The organism is Leptotrichia sp. oral taxon 498, assembly GCF_002240055.1.
In the GTDB taxonomy this organism is placed as follows: Bacteria; Fusobacteriota; Fusobacteriia; order Fusobacteriales; family Leptotrichiaceae; genus Leptotrichia; species Leptotrichia rugosa.
Genome location: NZ_CP016753.1, coordinates 1,686,979 through 1,706,100, shown reverse-complemented (window position 1 = coordinate 1,706,100; position 19,122 = coordinate 1,686,979). Strand labels below are relative to the sequence as shown.

At 29.8% G+C, this 19,122-nt stretch carries 20 protein-coding genes; all 20 read right to left on the bottom strand.

Going from position 1 to position 19,122, the window contains the following annotated elements:
• Positions 1–152: 152 nt before the first annotated feature.
• The 20 genes from BCB68_RS08525 to BCB68_RS10585 all read right to left on the bottom strand — a co-directional run bounded on the left by BCB68_RS08525 (position 153) and on the right by BCB68_RS10585 (position 18,945).
• A complete protein-coding gene (locus BCB68_RS08525) occupies positions 153–1,250 on the bottom strand; it encodes an RNA-guided endonuclease TnpB family protein (protein WP_094080387.1) in 1,098 nt (365 codons plus the stop codon).
• A gap of 152 nt (positions 1,251–1,402) precedes the next feature.
• Positions 1,403–2,668 carry an AAA family ATPase gene (locus tag BCB68_RS08520; RefSeq protein WP_237048609.1) on the bottom strand — a complete coding sequence of 422 codons (1,266 nt, stop codon included), beginning with the start codon at positions 2,666–2,668 and terminating at the stop codon, positions 1,403–1,405.
• A 390-nt stretch (positions 2,669–3,058) separates the two neighbouring features.
• Positions 3,059–3,835: a MetQ/NlpA family ABC transporter substrate-binding protein gene (locus BCB68_RS08515; RefSeq protein ID WP_094080386.1), complete on the bottom strand. Its 777-nt coding sequence runs from the start codon at positions 3,833–3,835 to the stop codon at positions 3,059–3,061.
• 42 nt (positions 3,836–3,877) lie between these two features.
• Complete coding sequence (locus BCB68_RS08510) at positions 3,878–4,561, bottom strand: methionine ABC transporter permease (protein WP_094080385.1); 684 nt, start codon at positions 4,559–4,561, stop codon at positions 3,878–3,880.
• 3 nt (positions 4,562–4,564) lie between these two features.
• Positions 4,565–5,638 (bottom strand): methionine ABC transporter ATP-binding protein, encoded by a 1,074-nt coding sequence (locus tag BCB68_RS08505; protein ID WP_094080384.1) that lies wholly within the window; start codon positions 5,636–5,638, stop codon positions 4,565–4,567.
• A gap of 130 nt (positions 5,639–5,768) precedes the next feature.
• Positions 5,769–6,488 carry an amino acid ABC transporter ATP-binding protein gene (locus BCB68_RS08500; RefSeq protein WP_172826485.1) on the bottom strand — a complete coding sequence of 240 codons (720 nt, stop codon included), beginning with the start codon at positions 6,486–6,488 and terminating at the stop codon, positions 5,769–5,771.
• Positions 6,489–6,538: 50 nt separating this feature from the next.
• Positions 6,539–7,192 carry an amino acid ABC transporter permease gene (locus BCB68_RS08495; protein WP_094080810.1) on the bottom strand — a complete coding sequence of 218 codons (654 nt, stop codon included), beginning with the start codon at positions 7,190–7,192 and terminating at the stop codon, positions 6,539–6,541.
• Between the two features lie 11 nt (positions 7,193–7,203).
• The gene (locus tag BCB68_RS08490; protein ID WP_094080382.1) at positions 7,204–7,989 is read right to left on the bottom strand and encodes an amino acid ABC transporter substrate-binding protein; all 786 of its coding nucleotides are present in this window, start codon (positions 7,987–7,989) and stop codon (positions 7,204–7,206) included.
• Positions 7,990–8,264: 275 nt separating this feature from the next.
• Positions 8,265–9,149: a fructose bisphosphate aldolase gene (locus tag BCB68_RS08485; RefSeq protein WP_094080381.1), complete on the bottom strand. Its 885-nt coding sequence runs from the start codon at positions 9,147–9,149 to the stop codon at positions 8,265–8,267.
• Positions 9,150–9,269: 120 nt separating this feature from the next.
• Entirely contained in the window at positions 9,270–9,596 is a 327-nt protein-coding gene (locus BCB68_RS08480; protein WP_094080380.1) for a hypothetical protein, read from the bottom strand.
• Positions 9,597–9,702: 106 nt separating this feature from the next.
• A complete protein-coding gene (locus tag BCB68_RS08475) occupies positions 9,703–10,686 on the bottom strand; it encodes a DUF3829 domain-containing protein (RefSeq protein WP_094080379.1) in 984 nt (327 codons plus the stop codon).
• 17 nt (positions 10,687–10,703) lie between these two features.
• Complete coding sequence (locus BCB68_RS08470) at positions 10,704–11,432, bottom strand: HAD family hydrolase (RefSeq protein WP_094080378.1); 729 nt, start codon at positions 11,430–11,432, stop codon at positions 10,704–10,706.
• 139 nt (positions 11,433–11,571) lie between these two features.
• Positions 11,572–12,786 (bottom strand): ABC transporter permease, encoded by a 1,215-nt coding sequence (locus tag BCB68_RS08465; RefSeq protein WP_094080377.1) that lies wholly within the window; start codon positions 12,784–12,786, stop codon positions 11,572–11,574.
• Positions 12,787–13,479, bottom strand: a complete 693-nt coding sequence (locus tag BCB68_RS08460) for an ABC transporter ATP-binding protein (RefSeq protein WP_068157739.1) — start codon at positions 13,477–13,479, stop codon at positions 12,787–12,789.
• Between the two features lie 45 nt (positions 13,480–13,524).
• Positions 13,525–14,841, bottom strand: a complete 1,317-nt coding sequence (locus tag BCB68_RS08455) for an efflux RND transporter periplasmic adaptor subunit (RefSeq protein ID WP_094080376.1) — start codon at positions 14,839–14,841, stop codon at positions 13,525–13,527.
• 21 nt (positions 14,842–14,862) lie between these two features.
• Entirely contained in the window at positions 14,863–16,134 is a 1,272-nt protein-coding gene (locus BCB68_RS08450) for a TolC family protein (RefSeq protein ID WP_094080375.1), read from the bottom strand.
• Positions 16,135–16,347: 213 nt separating this feature from the next.
• Complete coding sequence (locus BCB68_RS08445; RefSeq protein ID WP_094080374.1) at positions 16,348–16,899, bottom strand: ankyrin repeat domain-containing protein; 552 nt, start codon at positions 16,897–16,899, stop codon at positions 16,348–16,350.
• 337 nt (positions 16,900–17,236) lie between these two features.
• Positions 17,237–18,007: a helicase gene (locus BCB68_RS08440; protein WP_237048608.1), complete on the bottom strand. Its 771-nt coding sequence runs from the start codon at positions 18,005–18,007 to the stop codon at positions 17,237–17,239.
• Entirely contained in the window at positions 17,979–18,698 is a 720-nt protein-coding gene (locus BCB68_RS10930; protein WP_237048607.1) for a hypothetical protein, read from the bottom strand. Before BCB68_RS10930 ends, BCB68_RS08440 begins: the two co-directional genes overlap by 29 nt.
• A complete protein-coding gene (locus BCB68_RS10585) occupies positions 18,661–18,945 on the bottom strand; it encodes a hypothetical protein (RefSeq protein WP_157697378.1) in 285 nt (94 codons plus the stop codon). The genes BCB68_RS10930 and BCB68_RS10585 overlap by 38 nt, the downstream gene beginning before the upstream one ends.
• Positions 18,946–19,122 lie beyond the last annotated feature (177 nt).

The following is a 19,122-nucleotide window of genomic DNA, read 5'->3' as shown; positions in this document are numbered from 1 at the left end:
ATCACTACATCTCTCATCTTTTAATTTTAAACTACAATGTGAACTACTCCCGCTTTTAGAAGCGGGAGCTTCTTGGGAAGTATCTGCTTTTGCTAGCCAAATATATTTACCAAGCTCTTCGGGCAGTCCCTACCCTGTCTTTTTTTATTTTTCTAATATTCCAACATCAATTTCCCAATGTTTTTTATATTCAGTGCCGCATTGTAATCTCTATCAATTTCAATCCCACAGCATTCACATTTATAACTTCTTTCTGATAATTTCAGTTCCTCTTTAATATTTCCACATTTACTGCAAGTTTTCGACGATGGAAACCACTTATCTATCTTCAAAAATTGCTTTCCCAAAAACATCAACTTGTACTCAAGCATTTTCAAAAACATTCCCAACCCATTATCTCCTATACTTTTCCCAAAATTTAATGCCTGGCTCATCCCTTTCATATTCAAATCCTCAACAACTACAGCATTATACGCTTCAGACAATTTTTTCGATAATTTATGTAGAAAATCTCTTCGACAATTTTTGATATACTCATGTAATTTCGATATTTTCGCTTTTTGCTTATACCAATTTTTAGAAAATTTCACTTTTCTTGACAATGATTTCTGTAATTTCTTCAATTTTTTCTCCAGCATCCTAAAATATCTTGGATAATCAGCCCTTTGGTTTTCAGAACTGACAAATAATTCAGGCATTGAAAAATCAAGCCCAATTACTTTATCGCTACTTGGTATTTTTTGAATTTCTTTTTCAAATTCCGTCAAAACAGAAACATAGTAATTTCCATTACTGTTTGTCAATGTTACCGACTTTATCTTGTAATCCTTTGGTATTTCTCTATGATATTTCAATTTTACTTTTTTCAATTTTGGCAAAATCAAATATTTATTTTCTTCAATTCGTATCGAATTATTCACACAATTTGTCGTATAACTTTTAACACTATTCTTTTTAGATTTGAACCTTAGAAACTTTGCCCTCTTCTGAAAAAAATTCGTAAACGATCGTTTTACATTCAATTGAGCATTTGAAAGTGCCAGACTGTCCACTTCTTTTAAAAATTGATTTTCACTTTTCAAACTGGCAGGTGTAATTATTTTATTTTTTCCGGTTTCTTCATAAATTTTATTAGCAGTATACAAGAGCGTATTGTAGACAAAACGAACACATCCAAAAGTCTTGTTTATCAATAATTCCTGCTCTTTATTTGGATAAATTCTGTATTTGAATGCTAAATTATATTTCATAAAATTACACCTCCTTTTAATTTTGAATATTATTTTTAATGACTTCTCTTCAATATTTTATACAAAAATTGTATCATAGGTGTGTCCTTTTTTCAATTTTTTTACAAAAAAAGCAATTCATCTCCCACTTATAGAAAGCCTACGACTTCTTGCTATCTTTTTGTTAAAATATCAGTCTTTATTTCTGTTCCAAAAAATCTATCTAAAAACATATTTCCAAAATACTTTCGTATTTCCTTGTTTGGTATTTTTAAATTGTAAATATTCGTATATTCTGAAGTTACATCTATCTCTCTTTGCTTTTCATCCTTTGTCAAATATCCGCTGTATAAAAGTAGCTGCCATATTTCATCATCACTGTTTAAAAGGCTTTTTATCGTAGTCCCATCTGAAATATATTTTTCAATACTCTCCCCTTCAGTAAACCTTTTTAAATCATTGTAAACACTTTCTCCAGCGTGATAAAGCATATTTTCTAAAAGTGTATTTCCCGAAACATTTGCCCAGTACGCTTTTATTTCTTTTTCTCCCGCATAATTCACAATAGACCAAGGATTGTAAATTTTTTTGTTTCCAAAAATGTATCCGTCATACCATTCTCTGACTTCTTCTATTCTGTATTTCATATCAAAATACTCAAGCATTTCAATTACTTCACTTTCAAGAAGTCCAAAATACTCTGAGTAATTTTTACTTAGAATTGTATTCACATAAAGATTATTTAATCCTGAAAATATTCCTTCTTTTATAATCCTTGTTATTCCAGTTAAAATACCATATTTTAAGGAATCATTTGTTTTTAATGCTGAGCTGTAAAATACTTGGAAAAAGTTTATTGCTTCATTGTAGTATCCTTTATCAAAAGCATTTATTATTGCAGCATCATATTCATCTATTAGGATTATTACTTTTTCTCCGTAATATTTACACAAATAATTCGATAAATCCAAAAGCGAGGTTTTAAAACTTTCTTCACTATCTATCATTTCCCAAATTTTATCAAATTCTCTTTTTTCAACAATATTTAATTTTTCTCGCACAAATTCGTATTCATTAAAAATTTTATACATTGTTTTTTTTAAATTTTCAAAGCACTTTTCCCAAGTATTTCCCTTCAAATCTTTTAGTGAAATAAATATAACAGAATATTTCCCCTGTTCACTCATATATTTACTGCTAGATATTTTTAAATTTTCAAAAAGTTTTCTATTTTCTTCTTTATTTTTTACATCGAAAAAGTATTTTATCATTGACATATTCAGTGTTTTTCCAAATCGCCGTGGCCTTGTAAAAAGTGTAACTTTTGCTTTGGTTATTAATATTTCATCTATTAACAAAGTTTTGTCAATATAATAATATCCGTCTTGTATCAATTCTTTAAAATTTTCAATTCCTACGGGAGCCGCTTTTTTCTCCATAAAATCACTTCCTCACTTTTTTATTTTCTTGAATTTAATATTATTATTTACTAAATGACTTATGTCTTCAAATTAGCAATCTCTTCTATATGAATACTATCATATGGAAACAGTAAAGTCAATTTTAAATCACGACACTTTTCATACGGAGTATTTTTATGTGTTGACAAAATTAGCTTATTGAAAATAAATGGTGGTACACAAAAATATCTGTCCAATTTTTTGAAGATGATTCACAAATTAATTAATAAATAAAGACCCTTATTCAATAAGAACAGAGTCTTTATTTTTGCTGCTTTTTTTACCCTCTTAACTGGTTTTTCCTCAAAACTATTATACCGCTCATTTTTTTAATTTAATAAAAAACTTTCTGAAATTTTAAAATAAATTCTAAAATGCTGGAATAATTCTTCCTTCATATTTTTCTTCAATATATTTTTTTACTTTTTCACTTTGCAACGCTTTCATCAATTTTTGTATTCTAGGGTCATTTTCATTACCTTTTAGAACAGTTACAACATTTGCATAAGGCGAATTTTTATCTTCCTGCAAAATAATTTCGTTTTTAGTAACTCCCGCATTAATTGCAAAGTTTGAATTAATGATTGCTCCTGCTACTTCAACTAATCTTGGTGCAATTTGTTCATTTGACAAAGTTACAATTTTAATTTTTTTAGGATTGCTTGCTATATCTTTAGTTGTAGAATCCAATTTTTTGTTATCTTTTAATTTTATAATTCCCGCTTTGTCAAGCAAAATTAAAGCTCTTCCACCGTTTGTCGGATCGTTTGGAATAATTAATGTGTCATTCGGTTTCAAATCTTTTATATTTTTAATTTTTTTAGAATAAAGCGCCATTGGTTCCAAGTGCACATTTCCAACTGAAACTAAAGGAATGTTATTTCTTTTTGCAAAATCTTCCATATATGGAACATGTTGGAAAAAGTTTGCGTCTATACTTTTATCCGCAAGAGCCTTATTCGGCAAAATATAGTCGTTAAATTCAACAATTTCCAAATCAACTCCTTGTTTTTTCAAATCATCTTTTACTAATTTTAGGAACTCTCCATGTGGAACTGGAGTCGCTCCAACTTTCAATTTTTCCCCTTTTCCGCAAGACACTACAAATAGTGCAAGTGCAACTAACAATGCTAATATTTTTTTCATTTTGCATCATCCTTTCTTTTTAAATTAAATTAAATTTTTTATTTATACTTTTTTTCTTTTTTCAATAATTTTATTTACAATTGTATCTCCAATAAATTGTATAATTTGAACTAAAACAATAATAACTATTGTAGCTTGCCATATAATTGCATAATTTTGATTTTGATAACCATCCATTACAGCCGAATTTCCTAATCCTCCACCGCCAATAGTTCCAGCAAGTGCGGAATACCCAATAAGCGTGATAATTGTCAAAGTAATTCCATGTACTAACGAAGGCAATGCTTCTGGTATCATCACTTTTAAAATTATTTCTTTAGAAGTTGCTCCCATTGATTTTGAAGCTTCTATTAATCCTTCATCCACTTCTTTTAATGCTCCTTCAATTATTCTTGCAACAAATGGAGCAGCACCTAACGCAAGTGGTATAATAAACGGAACACTTCCAATGGAAGTTCCCACAATAAATCTCATTAATGGAAGCAACAAAACCATTAATATAATAAATGGAATTGATCTTGTTATATTTACCAAAATAACATCTAAGATTTTATGCAGTGATTTATTCGGCTTAATTCCTTTCTCTTCAGAAGTAACCAACAAAATTCCTATTGGAAAACCAATAATTAATGAAATTAAAGTCGCAATTCCAACCATATAAATTGTTTCCCAAAGTGGTACAATCATATTTTGAAATTGAAAAAATTCTATCCAATCAAATCTCATAAATTATAACACCTCCGAATCTATTTTATGTTTTGTAAGCCAATCTATAATTTCGTGAACTTTTTTTTCATTCGCTGTAATTTCAATAAGCAAATTTCCAATTATGATGTTGCTTACTTTGTCAATAAAGCCACCTAAAATATTTACTTCCACATCGAAAGTTCTTATAAGTTCTGCAATATAAGAACGGCTAACTTGCTCTTCGTTATATTTTAATTTTAATCTTAGTTTACCGCCACTGCTATTTTCTTTTCTTCTCTTAATTTCTTCTTCCGTTCTAAAAGTATCGTGTGACAAGTGAGCGACAAATTCTTTAGTTAGTTCATTTTTGGGACTTAAAAATATTTGTTTTGTAGTTCCACTTTCAACAATTTCCCCATTCGACATAATCGCAACTTTGTTACATATTTTTCTAATCACTTCCATTTGGTGAGTAATTAGAATAATAGTTATCCCAAAATCTTTATTTATCTGTTTTAATAAATCTAAAATTGAATTTGTAGTTCTAGGGTCAAGCGCTGAAGTCGCTTCATCAGACAGAAGTATTTTAGGATTATTCGCTAAAGCCCTAGCAATTGCCACTCTTTGCTTTTGCCCTCCTGAAAGTTGTTCAGGATAATTTTCTTTTCTGTCTGAAAGCCCAACAATTTCAAGCAATTCATCCACTCTTTTATCAATATCAGCTTTTTGCCACCCAGAAATTTCTAGCGGAAACGCAACATTTTGTGCAACATTTCTCGAATTTAACAAATTGAAGTGTTGAAATATCATTCCAGTTTTTTTCCTGTATTCTCTAAGTTCCGCTTCATTAAATTCCAAAATATTCTTTTTTGAAAAATCAGAGTCTGTACCATTTGAATCAGCATTTTCTTCAACCAGAATCTGTCCTGAAGTCGGTTCCTCAAGCCTATTTAATAGCCTTATAAGTGTTGATTTTCCAGCGCCGCTAAGCCCCATAATTCCATAAATATCGCCCTTTTCAATCTCAAGATTTATGTTATTTACTGCAAAAATCTCTTTTCCATCGGCTAATTTATACTTTTTTACCAAATCTTTTATTTCTATAAAACTTTCCAACCATTTTCACCTCTTTCATATTTATTTTACTTCTAATATTTTTGAATAATTTTAAAATTAGAATTATTATGGTTCATTATATCATTTTTTATGTGTATATGCAAACGTTTTTTTTGATTTTTCAAAAATATTAATAAATTGTATTTAAAAATTCTTTTACACGGTGAGATTCTGGATTTTCAAAAATTTGTTTAGAAGTTCCTTTTTCCAATATTTTCCCATTTTCCAAAACGACAACTTTATCTGAAATTTCTTTCACAAAATTCATCTCGTGACTTACAATTAACATTGTTATTCTTTCATTCTTCAATTTTCTTATAATATCTAAGACTTCTTTTACAAGCTCTGGATCAAGTGCCGAAGTCGGCTCATCAAAAAGCAAAATATCAGGTCTAAGTGCCAGCGCTCTAGCAATTGCCACTCTCTGTCTTTGCCCTCCCGAAAGCTCACTCGGAAAATTATCAATTTTATCGGCAAGTCCAACGACTTCCAAAACTTCTTTTGCAATTTTTGCAGCTTCACCCACAGAAGATTTTTTTACCAATTTTAGTGTTCTCACAATATTATTTCTCACCGTCATATGCGGAAATAAATTGAATGATTGAAAAACCATCCCTGTTTTTAATAAAATCTCTTTTTTTAATTTTCTATCCTTCAAATTTTTCCCTTCGATAAGAATATCGCCGCTGGTAATTGTCTCCAAATCAATGATACATCTCAAAATTGTAGATTTTCCACTTCCTGAAGGTCCTATAAGCGAAACGACTTCCCCTCTATTAACAGTCAAATTTATATCGTGCAAGACTTCATTTTTACCAAAATTTTTTCTCAAATTTTTTACTTCAATTATTTTTTCCATTATTTAACTCCCAATTTCTCTTTTTTCTGCCCAATTTTATATTATATTCTAACTTTATTTCGTTTTTCAATAACTTTAAACAATCTGTCAATACAAAAACTCAAAATCAAATAAATGATAATTGCACAAATATAAGGAGTTATTGTGTAAGAAATATTCGCCAAATCTTTTGTTCTCTTCATAACTTCTGTAACAGCCAAAATATACATAAGCGATGTGTCTTTTATAAGGGTAATCGCTTCATTTCCCAGAGTGGGAAGAACTCTTCTTAGCGCCTGTGGCAAAATAATATAAATTATTTTTTGCCAATATGTATAACCCAAGACTTTTGCAGCTTCGTGCTGCCCTTTATCAATGCTCTCAAGTCCACTTCTTATAATTTCAATAAGATACGCTGCATAATTTATCACAAATGTTATTGCAACAGCCATATAAGCAGTCAAAGTTATACTATATCCTTTTATTTTTATAAGCGGCAATCCATAGTACACCATCAAAAGTTGCAGCATAAGCGGCGTTCCACGAAAAATCCAAGTGTAAGTTGAAATCAAAAATTTTATAATTTTATTTTTCCCAGTATATGACAGCGCACCTAAAATTCCTAACGGGACGGAAAATACTATCGTTGTTATATACAATAGAAACATACTTGGCAATGTCTTTACAAGTTCAAAAAATATTTGAAAAAAGGTCATTTTTTCCATATTTAATCTTTAAACCATTTTGAATAAATTTGCTGATAAGTCCCGTCTTTTTTCAATTCTTCAATTGCTTTATTAATTGCATCAATCAGTTTTGTATTTCCTTTTTTAGCAGCAACCGCATATTCTTCCTGTCCAAAATCTTCTTTTAAAATTTTATATAACTCTTTTTTAGCTTGTGTTTCTTTTACTTTTTTTGTATATTTTGCCAAAACTTCATCTGCTACAATTGCATCCACTCTTCTAGCATCTAAATCCATAAACGCCTGGTCATATTGAGCGTATGTTTTAAATTCTTTAAATTTCTTGTCAAATCCAGATTTTTTCACAGCTTCTTCCCCACTGCTCTGAGTCTGGCTTCCAACATTTTTTCCAATTAAATCATTTTTATTTTCAATTTTTTCACCAGCTCTTGCAACAATAAGTTGATGCACTGTCAAATAAGGATTAGACATTTCTGTCTCCTTTTTTCTTTCATCTGTAATAGTAAGTCCATTCCAAATCAAATCTATATTTCCTGCATTCAAGTCCAAAATTTTAGAATCCCAGTTTATCGGTTTAAACTCAACTTCACTTCCAATTTTTTTAGCAACTGCACGAGCTAAGTCAATGTCAAATCCCACAATTTCACCTTTTTCATTTTTGAATCCCATCGGAACAAATGAGTCATCAAGTCCCACAATAATTTTTTTTGGGATTCCATCTTTACTAACTTCTTTTTTTTCATCTTTTTTAACACTGCACATTACAAACAACAGCGCCGCGATCATTAGTAATAATACTTTTTTCATTTTTTACCTCCATAATTTTAATATTTTTCCTTCAAAAAACATCATTTTTCAAATAAACAAGGCTTTCCTTTGATATACATTATTTTACCATAGATAATTTGAAAAAGCAATGGAGCCAAAATGAAAAAAAGATCTTTAAATAAATAATAATAAAAATTATTATAAAATAAATTTAAAAAAAATCACAATCAATTAAATTAAATTTAAGACTGTGATTTTTCTTAATATTTTAAATATTTTAGAATGTCCTATAATATTTTTTATTTTTTATAAAATTATTTTACAGATGCTTCATAAATTTCTTTAATAGCTTTTGCCAAATCTTTATTAAATTCATCATCACTTTGTTGTGCTGACAATCCTTCAGTTAATGCTCTTGAGAAACTTGCGATAACTCCTTTATTTTTAGCAAGAATTTCGTTTGCTTCTTTTCTTGGATAACCTCCTGATAATGCAACAACTCTTACAACTCTTGGATGTTTTGTCAAATCTTCATAAAAGTTTTCAACTGTTGGAAGTGTAACTTTTAACATAACATTTGAAGTTTCAGGTAATTTATCAAGATGTTTTTTGATTTCATTTTTCAAAATAGTTTCACATTCTGCTTTGTCAACATTATGAATATCTACTTCTGGCTCAATAATTGGAACAAGACCAGCTGCAATAATTTTATCTGCAACTTCAAATTGCTGGTCTACAACTTTTGCAATTCCTGTTTGAGACGCTTTTTTAATAACAGAACGCATTTTTGTTCCGAAAATATGTCTTTCATTTGCTCGGCTCAAAAGATCGTCCAATCCTGGGATAGGTTTCATAATTTGAACTCCATCTTCCAATTCTTCTAGTCCCTTGTCAACTTTCAAGAAAGGTAAAACTCCTTTTTCTTCCCACAAAAAGTCAGCTGTATATTTATCATCAATTTTTCTATCCATAGTTTGCTCAAATAAAATAGCTCCTACAATTTCCTTATCACTAAAAGCAGGACTTTTTATGATTCTTGTTCTCATTTTATGAATTAAGTCAAACATTTCTGTATCATTAGAATACTCGCTTTCATCAATTCCATATAATTTTAATGCTTTCGGAGTACTTCCACCACTTTGATCCAATGCTGCAATAAATCCTTTACCATTTCTCATTCTTTCTAATCTTTTTTTCATTGTAATAATCCTCCTAATTTAAAATAGTTTGATTCACAAACTTCTCTTTCTATTTTTATGATAACACTTTTTTTTAAAATGTCAAGAGTAAAAAGTAAAATTATTTTTATTATTAATTTTTCAAAAATTACATAAAGTTCCAACTTTAAATTTTATTTCTCCATTTCCCACCACTTTCAATTTTTTAATCTCAACTGCCGTTTTTGGAAATGATTCTGATTCTTTTTCAGAATCTATAATTTGAAGCACAACCGTTGCAATTTTAACATTTGTTCTTTTTGCAAAAAATTTTGCATTGAACAGAAGATTTCCATCAAAATTAAATTCTCCCGTCAAAAGTAAATTACTGTAAGAAGTTTTGGGATTTGAAATAATTTCAAACTCCGTTTCGTAATCAATATTTACTAAAAGATATTCCATCAAATTGAACTCATTTTTTTCAAACATCTTTTTTCTCCTCTTAAAATTTTATATATTAAGTATTTTAGTTATGTCACATTTTTTGTTAACATATCAAAAAAACAGGAGAAAGTTTATCTCCTGTAAAAAATTATTATTTCATTATTAATGTTCCATAGATATTTTTTAAGTCTGTTTCACTTCCTAAAATATTACTTGCATTTTTGACTGTTGCTTCAATATTTTTGGCTCTTATGGATTTTATCATATTTTCTATGCTTTCAGTCAATATCTTGGCATTTTTCTTAAGTTTCTCATAGCTTTCCTTGCTTATATTTTCTTTTCTAGCATCTTCAAAAGTTAGAATTTCAATATTTTTATACGATTTTTTTACTTCTTCTTTTAATTTTTCCAAATTTGCAATCTCATTTTCATCGTAGCTTAAATTATTTTTTGAAAATGCCTCTTCTGAAAATTTATTTATGTCATTTACAAATTGAACTACACTTGATTTAACTTTTTTATTATTTTTCTCAAATTTTTCAGCTAATTTTTTATTTAACAAAATCGACATTTCCTGCAATGAAGTTGTCAAAATTTTGTCATTTTCTTTTCTTGTCTGTGAGACTAATTTATATTTATCATTCAATTCTTTTACTTTTCCCAAATTATCTGCTTTATACTCACCTTTTTCAAAATAATCGTCTATCTCGTTTAGCACCTTTTGTTCTTCAACAAGCGATTTCAAAAGATTTTCCGCATTTTTGTCAATAGTTTCAAATTTTGGATTTCTTTGCATCACATCTTCCAAATCTCGAATTTGGTTTCCCAGCAATTTTACTGAACTTTTTATATTTTCAACGGCATCATTCCCTTTTAAATTAGTTAAAACCTCTCCATTTGCATTTTTAAATTTTCCCTCATCAATTCCATCAAATAGCATAAGCCATTCATCTGAATTAGGTACTTCGCTTATTCTCACATACTCCGTATATTTAGATAGACGGTCGGAACTTAAATCATCTTTGACATAAGTAATTTGCGCTTTATCTTTTGCACCACTTTTACTGCCATCCTTTTTTCCGCATGAAACTGTGACGAGTAATGCTAAAACTCCAATAAAAATATTTTTTTTCATAGTTTTGCCTCCATTATTTATAAAATTTCAACTTTTGCATTCAAACTATAGATAACATCTTTTCTTTCAACTATAATTTTAACTTTTTCACTCAGATCTATATCTTTTTTTATTTTTTCTAGCAACTTTTTTGCAGGATTAATTGCAATGGCGTTTCCCACATTCTTAAACATTGTCAAATCACCCGTCGTATCTCCATAGGCGTAAGATTTCTTTAAATCAATATTATATTTTTTTACGAAATCAGAAATTGCTTTTTGCTTACTTTCGGCATCCCACATCGGCACCACTTCCCCCGTAAAAATCCCATTTTTATTAACTTTATAAATAGAAGCACGATAATCCTTGACTCCATATTTTATAGCAAGTTTACTTACCAGAAAATCTGGGCTCCCAGAAATTATGATGACCTTATGATTTTCATTTTTGTGAAATAAAAGTCTTTCCCTTGTATAGCGATAGACTTTGTCGCCTTTTAATTCCATTACCCTTTTTGCTATAAAATCCATATCACTTTTACTAAAATTTTTTAACGCTTCTGTATACGTTCTAACAAGCTCATCTAAATAATCATCATAGTCTCCAGTTCTATTTTCCCACTTAGAAAATTTTTCTTTTACTTTCAGCTCCCAGCTCGTCATATCTATATATTGATATTTCAGTAACATTTTAAAATGTTCAATTAATAGCGAATCTCTGTAAATCGTCCCATCTATATCAAAAAAAGCCGCTATATTCTTCGTCATAACTATTCTCCTTAAAATTCATTTTTTTATGAGAAATATTGCCATAAATACTACTATAAAAATACCACATATATTTAGAAAAGTCAACTTTTATTAATAAGATTTTAACATAAAAGCAAAAAGGCGTTGATTTATTTTTCTAATCTGTTCTAAGTGCTTCCATAGGTTCCAATTTTGCCGCTTTTTTAGCTGGATAAACTCCAAATGCAAGTCCTAACATTGTAGAAACAAATATACATACAAACACTACACCTGGACTTAATATTGGAGATGTCTTAATAAAGATACCAATTAAAAGTGCCAAAGAATACCCAATTATAACTCCAATTATACCTCCAAAAAATGTTAAGATTACCGCTTCAATCAAAAATTGCACAAGAATGTCCTTCGTTCTGGCTCCCAGTGCTTTTCTTAGGCCAACTTCCCTTATTCTTTCGGTAACGCTGACAAGCATAATGTTCATTACTCCAATTCCACCGACAAATAGTGAAATTCCAGCAACTCCGCTTATAAATAAAGTTACCATATTTAAGATATTATTAAATTGATCTAATCCAGAACTTTCTGATCTCACATTATATATATCAGGAGAACTTCCCCTTCTTGACATCAAATCTTTAACTTCCGCCATTGCGATATTTAATGAATTTGCAGAAGCCACCTTTACTTGCAGTTCTTCAAACTTATTTTGCTCTCCTCCATTGACAAACACTAAAAACTGGTTTGGTATAAGTCCACTCGATGGCGCACCTCCTCCACCTCCAAAATTTAGACTTGAATAGGGATCTTTATACACTCCGACAATGACTAATTCATATCTGTTCTTTTTAAAGTTTAGAGTTACCTTCTTTCCTATCGGGTTTTCATCTGGATACAGCTGCTCTGCTGTAGAACTGTCAATTATTATGAATCTTCCATCTTTTTTATACTCGCTTGGTAAAAATTTTCTTCCTTTTACTATAGTAAAATTTGATATCTTAAAATAATCTTGTGTAACTCCCGTTCCCATAAACATTTTTGTATTTCCATCAACTTCAATTCTGGCAAAGGCACTGGAAGTTGGACTAACCGCTTCAACTTCTTCTATTTTTTTTATATTTTCAATATCTTTTTCTGTCATCAGATCTTCGCTTTTATAAGTTTGTCCAGGAGAGGTATCAATCGAAACGTTAAAATTTCCCACTCCCAGCTTATTTAAGTCTCCCGTTATATTTTGCTTCATTCCAGCTCCCAATGATGACATCATAATAACTGCTCCAATTCCAATTATTATACCTAACATCGTCAAAAATGACCTCACTTTATAACTAAATAAATTGGATAAAGACAACTTTAGCGATTCCAAAAAATCCATTTACACTCCTCTCCGATTTACGACAATTTCATCTTTTTCAATTACGCCATCCTTTAATCTAATAATTCTTTTACAGTGCTCGGCGACATCTTCTTCGTGAGTTACCATAACAATCGTTGTCCCCTTATCGTTTAATTTTTTAAAGATTTCCAAAATTTCTTCAGTCGATTTGGAATCCAGATTTCCAGTTGGCTCATCTGCCAAAAGTATATTTGGACTATTAATGATGGCTCTTGCAATTGCAACCCTTTGTCTTTGTCCTCCAGACATCTCATTTGGCTTATGGTGAATTCTATCTCCAAGTCCTACACTTTCAAGTGCTTCTATCGCCCTTCTCATTCTTTCTGACTTTTTTACCCCTGCATAAAGTGCTGGAAGTGCAACATTTTCAACAGCATTCATTTTGGGAAGCAAATTAAAAGTCTGAAACACAAATCCAATTTTTTCATTTCTTACTTTTGCCAGTGCATCGCCTTTTATTCTAGAAACATCTTGACCGTCTAAAATATATGTTCCTGAAGTCAGACTGTCAAGGCAGCCCAAAATGTTCATAAGAGTAGATTTTCCACTTCCACTTGGTCCCATAAATGCGACATACTCTCCTTTTTTGACTGATAGATTAAGTCCTTTTAATACAGTCAATTCCAAATTTCCATTTTTATACGTCTTTACAACATCTTTTACATCTATCATAAATTTATAATTCCTTTATCAGATTTTAAATTTTTTTACATAATTTTACATAGGTCCTGGACCTCCTGGCGCTGCATCACCTGCTGGTACACTTTCTACATCTTGTTGTTTTATTATTTTTTTGTTATCTTTTCTAGGTTTTTTAGGATCCGCAATTTTTATTTTCTGACCATCTTTTAATGTTTCGTCAACAATAGAAATTATATTATCTCCTAAGCTCAATCCAGAAGTTACTTCATAATAAGTTTCATCACTGATTCCTACTTTTACTTCTCTTTTTGTAATTTTTTTATCCTTTCCAACTATAAACACAAAATACTTTCCGTTTTCATTTATTACTGCGCTATACGGAATTTTTATAATATTTTTTCTCTCTTTATAAAAAATTGTGGCACTTATTGTAGTTCCTGGTCTTAAATTTTTTGTATCGTTCATTTTTATAGTAACAGTCGTGTTACTTTCATCCAAATTCTCACTTTTTTTAGCCACTCCTGAAATTTGCGATACATATCCTTCGACTTTTTCTCCTTTAGGCAATGCATCTGATGTAATTTCTACTCTTTGTCCCACTTCTATATCTTTTACTTGCGTGTCTGATAAACTCACTTCCACTTTCATATTTTTGGAATCTGATACCTTGAATAAAGTTGTTTCAGTGTTTACTTTATAATTTTCATCGGCAGTCATCTCTGTAATAACTCCATCTACTGGACTTGTTATTTCATTTTTTATAAGCGTCATATCTTCCTGCAATGTCGCTAGTTCCAATTTTGCAGTCTTTAACGCTGTCCTTGCGTCTTCTATGTTAGTTCTTTCTTCGCTATCAACGGTATCTGATTCTAGCCTAGAAGTTCTTAATGCTTTTCTTGCATCATCCACATTAACCCTAGTTTCCCCTCCAACTTTGTAAAGCTCTTCAGCGTTATGCAAATCTCGTGACTTTTGCTGAATTTCCAAACTTTTAGTTTCTTTTTTTCTTCTAAGGGAACTTTGAGCACTAGCTAAATTTCTTTCATATTTTTTAATTTCTAAATTTTTCATCTGAATTTTTCTCAAAGTTTCATTTTTATCAGCTGGATAAAATGTTACGACTACATCTCCTTTTTTTACATTATCACCTGTTTTAAAAAATACATCTTTTACTCTTTGACTGGAACTCGTATATACTGACACTTCATTTTCAGACACCACTTGTCCCGTTTTTGACACGGAAAGTTCTATATCTCCAACACCGACTTTTGTTACTTCATATTCCAAAACAGCTTCCTTTTTACCACAACTAATTAAAAGAAATGATAAAATAATAAAAATTGATAATATTTTCATAATATTTTTTTTATTCAAAATATAACTTCCTTTCACAAAATCACCTCTTTTTTTGTATTATTTATAATATTTTATCTTTTTCGTAAATGCCGCAAGTTCATTTTTAGCTTTTTCATAATCTTTTACAGCTTTTCTGTACTCATTTCTTTTTTCCACATAGTTTTCAAAAGTATCAACTCCCAATTCGTATTTTTTCGCATAAATTTCAGAGTTTCTCTTTGTGATGTTCATAGTGTTTTCAGCAGTTATCTCATTGGTTTCATAAGTCGTATAAGTTATCATTTGCTGTCCCACATTTGATAATAGCTCATTTTTTTTCTGCGCATACTGTAGTTCCAATTTTTCTTTTTCATTTTTCAAATCTTCAATCGTATCGTTGTACCTTTTAAATGTTTTAGTAACGCCAAGACCAAATACAACTGAATGATTTTTTAATGAATATCCGACATCCGCCGTCAATTTTGGATACTTATAATCTATTGATTCCTTTCTCAATTTTTCATCATTGAGTTTGCCATTTAACTCAATCGACTCCGCTTCTGACAATCTCAAATTATAAAAATCCTCTTTTTTTAATTCAACTTTTTTTAAATCTTCAAGTTCGCTTTTTTCAGGCAATTTCACATTATAAATCATAAATTTTTCTCCCAAAATCTTTAACTCTCTTTCAAGATTTTCACATTTTAACTGGGAATTTTCATATTCTGTTTTTGCCAGCTCAAAATCATAAAGCGTTGTCGTTCCCAAATTCCATTTTTCCGACTGAATGGCATAATCTCTTTTACTGTCTTCCAGTGTCAATTTTTCCTGCTCGATTTCTTTTTCTTTATTTTTATAATCTTTATACAAATCAATTAAATCCCTAATTTCAGAATTTTTAGTAGTCTCATTATTTATTTTTTGAATATTTCTTGAAATATCATTAGTACTTTTATTATATTTATTGTCGCTATACCCAAAATAATCATTTAATTCTTTAGAAATTCCTATTTTATTTTCTGTAACCTTTTTATTTCTAAAATTATACCCATTTTTGTAATAAAGCATTCCGTATTTCACATTATTTTCCATAGTTAAGCCATCAAAATCCCCGTGTAATGTATAATTACTATCAGAAGTTACTTTAATTTCATTCCAGTCACCATTTTTTAAAGCTTTGTCTTTTATGTCATAAGTTTTCATATTAACTTCGTTTATTTTCGTCGTGTAAGAATTTTTTTCATACTGTGAAATCACGTCATCAACGTTAATCCCATAGCTCAAAGTTTCCATAAAACAAAACAGTATACTTACATTAATAATCTTAATATCAAAAAACGTTTTAAACATCACTTTCCTTTCTCAAATAAAACTATTATAAACAAAAGTTTCATTTTAAAAAATTTTTTTTTATTATATCATATTTTTTTGACAAAAGTATGACAAATTTTTAATATTTTTTTCAATTTAGAGTATAAAAGCCTAGGTAGGCTTATTTCCAATATTAAACGTAATAAATAAAAAATAACCGCTGTTTTTTACAACAACGGTTATCTAAAAATTCTAATTTTCTTCTTTCAAATTATATTTCTTTACATAATCTTCCATCATTTTCACTGCTATTGGCCTATTAGATCTTCTGGCAAATTCAATCACTGTTAATCCCCATTTATCCTTTACTAAAAGAGGAAGTCCTGGTTGAGAAAATATCAGTTGGTATAACGGTAACATTTCCATTTCAGGAGCACCAATATTAAATAATTCCTTGAAAGAAACCGTTTTCTCTTTCTTATATATTGTTGTTATATCCGCGCCTTTTTCCAATAATGTTTTACATAATATTGTTGTTTTTACTATATCTGTCCAACCATATGAGAATAACGGGAAAAATAAACTTATCCCATCTTCTGTTACTGCTTTAACATCAGCTCCTTTATTTATTAAAAAATTAGTAATTTCATAACGTGCAATGCTATTAGTATTTGCTAATGCATCAAATAAGATACTATCTCCTGATGCATCTCCAATTTTTTCATCTCCTTTTTTGAATATTTCTATAACATCTTTTAATGTTCCAAATCTTACTGCTGCCCATATTGTTTTATATTTTGACATTTTGATATCCCTTTCCTATTATTTTATAGGTATTTTCATTTGTTGTTTTTGAATTATATTTTGTATATTATTTATATAATCTGGCTTATATTCTAATAATGGTACTGTTTTGTATTTTTTTCCACACCTTGCTTTAAACCTCTATTTATAAGAAACTTTCATTTTTTCTATTCAGATTATTAAATATTTCTATAACTATATTTTAACAGACAGATTGCTTTTTAGCCATAACAAAAACCTTTAAATATTATACAGTTATTTTACCATATGTTATTTAGAGGTTTACATAAAATTTTTTACACACTCACACAAAAATTTTGGACATTTTCAATTTCTTTTAGATTAATCCTAATAACGGTTTAAATATATTATTCATTTCCACAAATTCTTTATAAGTAATATCTGCCTTGTCATTAAAGATAATGTATATACCCTTTTCAAGTAACAGAACTTCATTCGCTTTCCCTTTGAGTCTTTCTAGAAGCTCTTCCTTAGGTATTTTTATTAGCTTAGTATAACTCTCTTCATTGAAATACATCACTGGGGATAGTGTAAATAATACATCTTCCAGCATTCCTATGTTACAATTTTTCTCCTTCAGTTTTAAAAATTCAGGATTTATACTTTCTCCATATGTTCTTGTTTCCGGTGTTCTTCCTTCTTCGTAGGAACCATTATAAGCTACATATAAATCAGCAACATAAGGATCAAAAATATTTATTACCTTTGGAAGATCTTCATATATTATTTTCTTATAGTCTATCAGATTGTATGTTATCTTAAATTCATATAGTAACTCATCCCAAGTTACATATTTAAGTCCTCTCCATCTATATACACCTTCTATTGAAACTCCTTTAGTTTTAGAATTTTTTGTACGGTAATAGGCTCTTATTTCTATACCAAAATCTGGTACTTCCGGGATCTCACTGTCTTTTAAGCCTAAAGGAGCTTCCAGTTTCGACAGCCCTTCCATAACTTTCTTATGTCTTTCTTCCATTGACTCATTTACATCTACTTTTCTGTATATTCTGATGGTTCTTTCTTTATTTTTCATAAATTTAAATATCCTTTCAACATTATTTTTCTGGTCTAATCCTAATTTCATCAATTGTTTTCTGATACAATGGATTCTTATCTAACCAGTCAGTAAATTTAGTCTTTGCTTTTTTATCTGGAAATTCATATATTATTTTAATTTCTGGATTTTGTTTCTTAGCTTCATTTATTCTATCAAATGTGTTTTTGTAACCTTCCATTGCTTCTGGAATCCAATAAGGAATATTTCTCTTTGCGTCAATCAAATAAGTTGTACCATTCTCTACTCTGATTCCATCAAATTTTATGAAGTTCATTCCTCTGGGGTTACTATTGTCATATCTTAAAGCCGGAATTATATTTTTCGGTCCATCTGGGGTCTGCTGCATCATACTTCCCGCTGTTCCCCACTGAAATTCTTGTGCTTTAGGCTTTCCTGCAGGGGTTTCAAATATATACTCAACTCCTCTGTTAGGAGTAGCATCACTTCCTCTTCCTAACTGATTCAGTTCACTTGCAGTATAAACTTTCCGCCCTTCATAGTAAAGATCTCCATTATCAGATTTGTTTTCTCCTGTTTTTCTTTTCTGATTAAAACTTTCTTTATTACTGTTATGATTATTACTTCCCTGAGAACGACTTTTCTCTACTGTTTTAGGTTTCTCAGAAGTAACAGCTGGTTGCTTTACTGTTTCTATATTCTGTTCAACTTTAGTAACTGGTTTAACTACAGGATTCTTTGGTGCTTCCAGTGTTGTCACACTCTTTCCTGATGTAATCAGATTTGGAACAACTGACCCTGTTACCGTTCTTATAGTATGCATCCCCTAGAAGCTTTGTCCTGTTCCAGTCCTCCTTAAATCCTGCCCTGTCAAGGAAGTATTCACTTCCATAAAATCCGCTTATGTCTGTAAATTCAGCCCTGCTCTCAACTATATACTTCGAGTCAGGTCTTGCTGACGGTATGTAGAAACCACTTAGCGTAAGCAGATTATTCCATCCTTCCACACGTCCTGTGTTTCCTATATTTACACCTATTCCGTATTTTTTTATTAATCATTGAATTTTATGATATATCTCATCCACAGTCCATCAATTATATATACTTCATTATCTTTATAATTTCTATTTATCATATTCGAAAACTCATTTATTTCTAATTTCTTTAACAGACTATCATAACAA

What these genes read in the sequence shown, in the direction of transcription:
- BCB68_RS08515 (WP_094080386.1), bottom strand. Translation starts at nt 3,835, where the DNA reads ATGAAAAAAATATTAGCATTGTTAGTTGCACTTGCACTATTTGTAGTG.
- BCB68_RS08490 (WP_094080382.1), bottom strand. Translation starts at nt 7,989, where the DNA reads ATGAAAAAAGTATTATTACTAATGATCGCGGCGCTGTTGTTTGTAATG.
- BCB68_RS08440 (WP_237048608.1), bottom strand. Translation starts at nt 18,007, where the DNA reads ATGAAATTAGGATTAGACCAGAAAAATAATGTTGAAAGGATATTTAAA.
- BCB68_RS08470 (WP_094080378.1), bottom strand. Translation starts at nt 11,432, where the DNA reads ATGACGAAGAATATAGCGGCTTTTTTTGATATAGATGGGACGATTTAC.
- BCB68_RS08450 (WP_094080375.1), bottom strand. Translation starts at nt 16,134, where the DNA reads ATGTTTAAAACGTTTTTTGATATTAAGATTATTAATGTAAGTATACTG.
- BCB68_RS08520 (WP_237048609.1), bottom strand. Translation starts at nt 2,668, where the DNA reads ATGGAGAAAAAAGCGGCTCCCGTAGGAATTGAAAATTTTAAAGAATTG.
- BCB68_RS08495 (WP_094080810.1), bottom strand. Translation starts at nt 7,192, where the DNA reads ATGACCTTTTTTCAAATATTTTTTGAACTTGTAAAGACATTGCCAAGT.
- BCB68_RS08510 (WP_094080385.1), bottom strand. Translation starts at nt 4,561, where the DNA reads ATGAGATTTGATTGGATAGAATTTTTTCAATTTCAAAATATGATTGTA.
- BCB68_RS08485 (WP_094080381.1), bottom strand. Translation starts at nt 9,149, where the DNA reads ATGAAAAAAAGATTAGAAAGAATGAGAAATGGTAAAGGATTTATTGCA.
- BCB68_RS08475 (WP_094080379.1), bottom strand. Translation starts at nt 10,686, where the DNA reads ATGAAAAAAAATATTTTTATTGGAGTTTTAGCATTACTCGTCACAGTT.
- BCB68_RS08465 (WP_094080377.1), bottom strand. Translation starts at nt 12,786, where the DNA reads ATGGATTTTTTGGAATCGCTAAAGTTGTCTTTATCCAATTTATTTAGT.
- BCB68_RS08460 (WP_068157739.1), bottom strand. Translation starts at nt 13,479, where the DNA reads ATGATAGATGTAAAAGATGTTGTAAAGACGTATAAAAATGGAAATTTG.
- BCB68_RS08480 (WP_094080380.1), bottom strand. Translation starts at nt 9,596, where the DNA reads ATGTTTGAAAAAAATGAGTTCAATTTGATGGAATATCTTTTAGTAAAT.
- BCB68_RS08525 (WP_094080387.1), bottom strand. Translation starts at nt 1,250, where the DNA reads ATGAAATATAATTTAGCATTCAAATACAGAATTTATCCAAATAAAGAG.
- BCB68_RS08445 (WP_094080374.1), bottom strand. Translation starts at nt 16,899, where the DNA reads ATGTCAAAATATAAAACAATATGGGCAGCAGTAAGATTTGGAACATTA.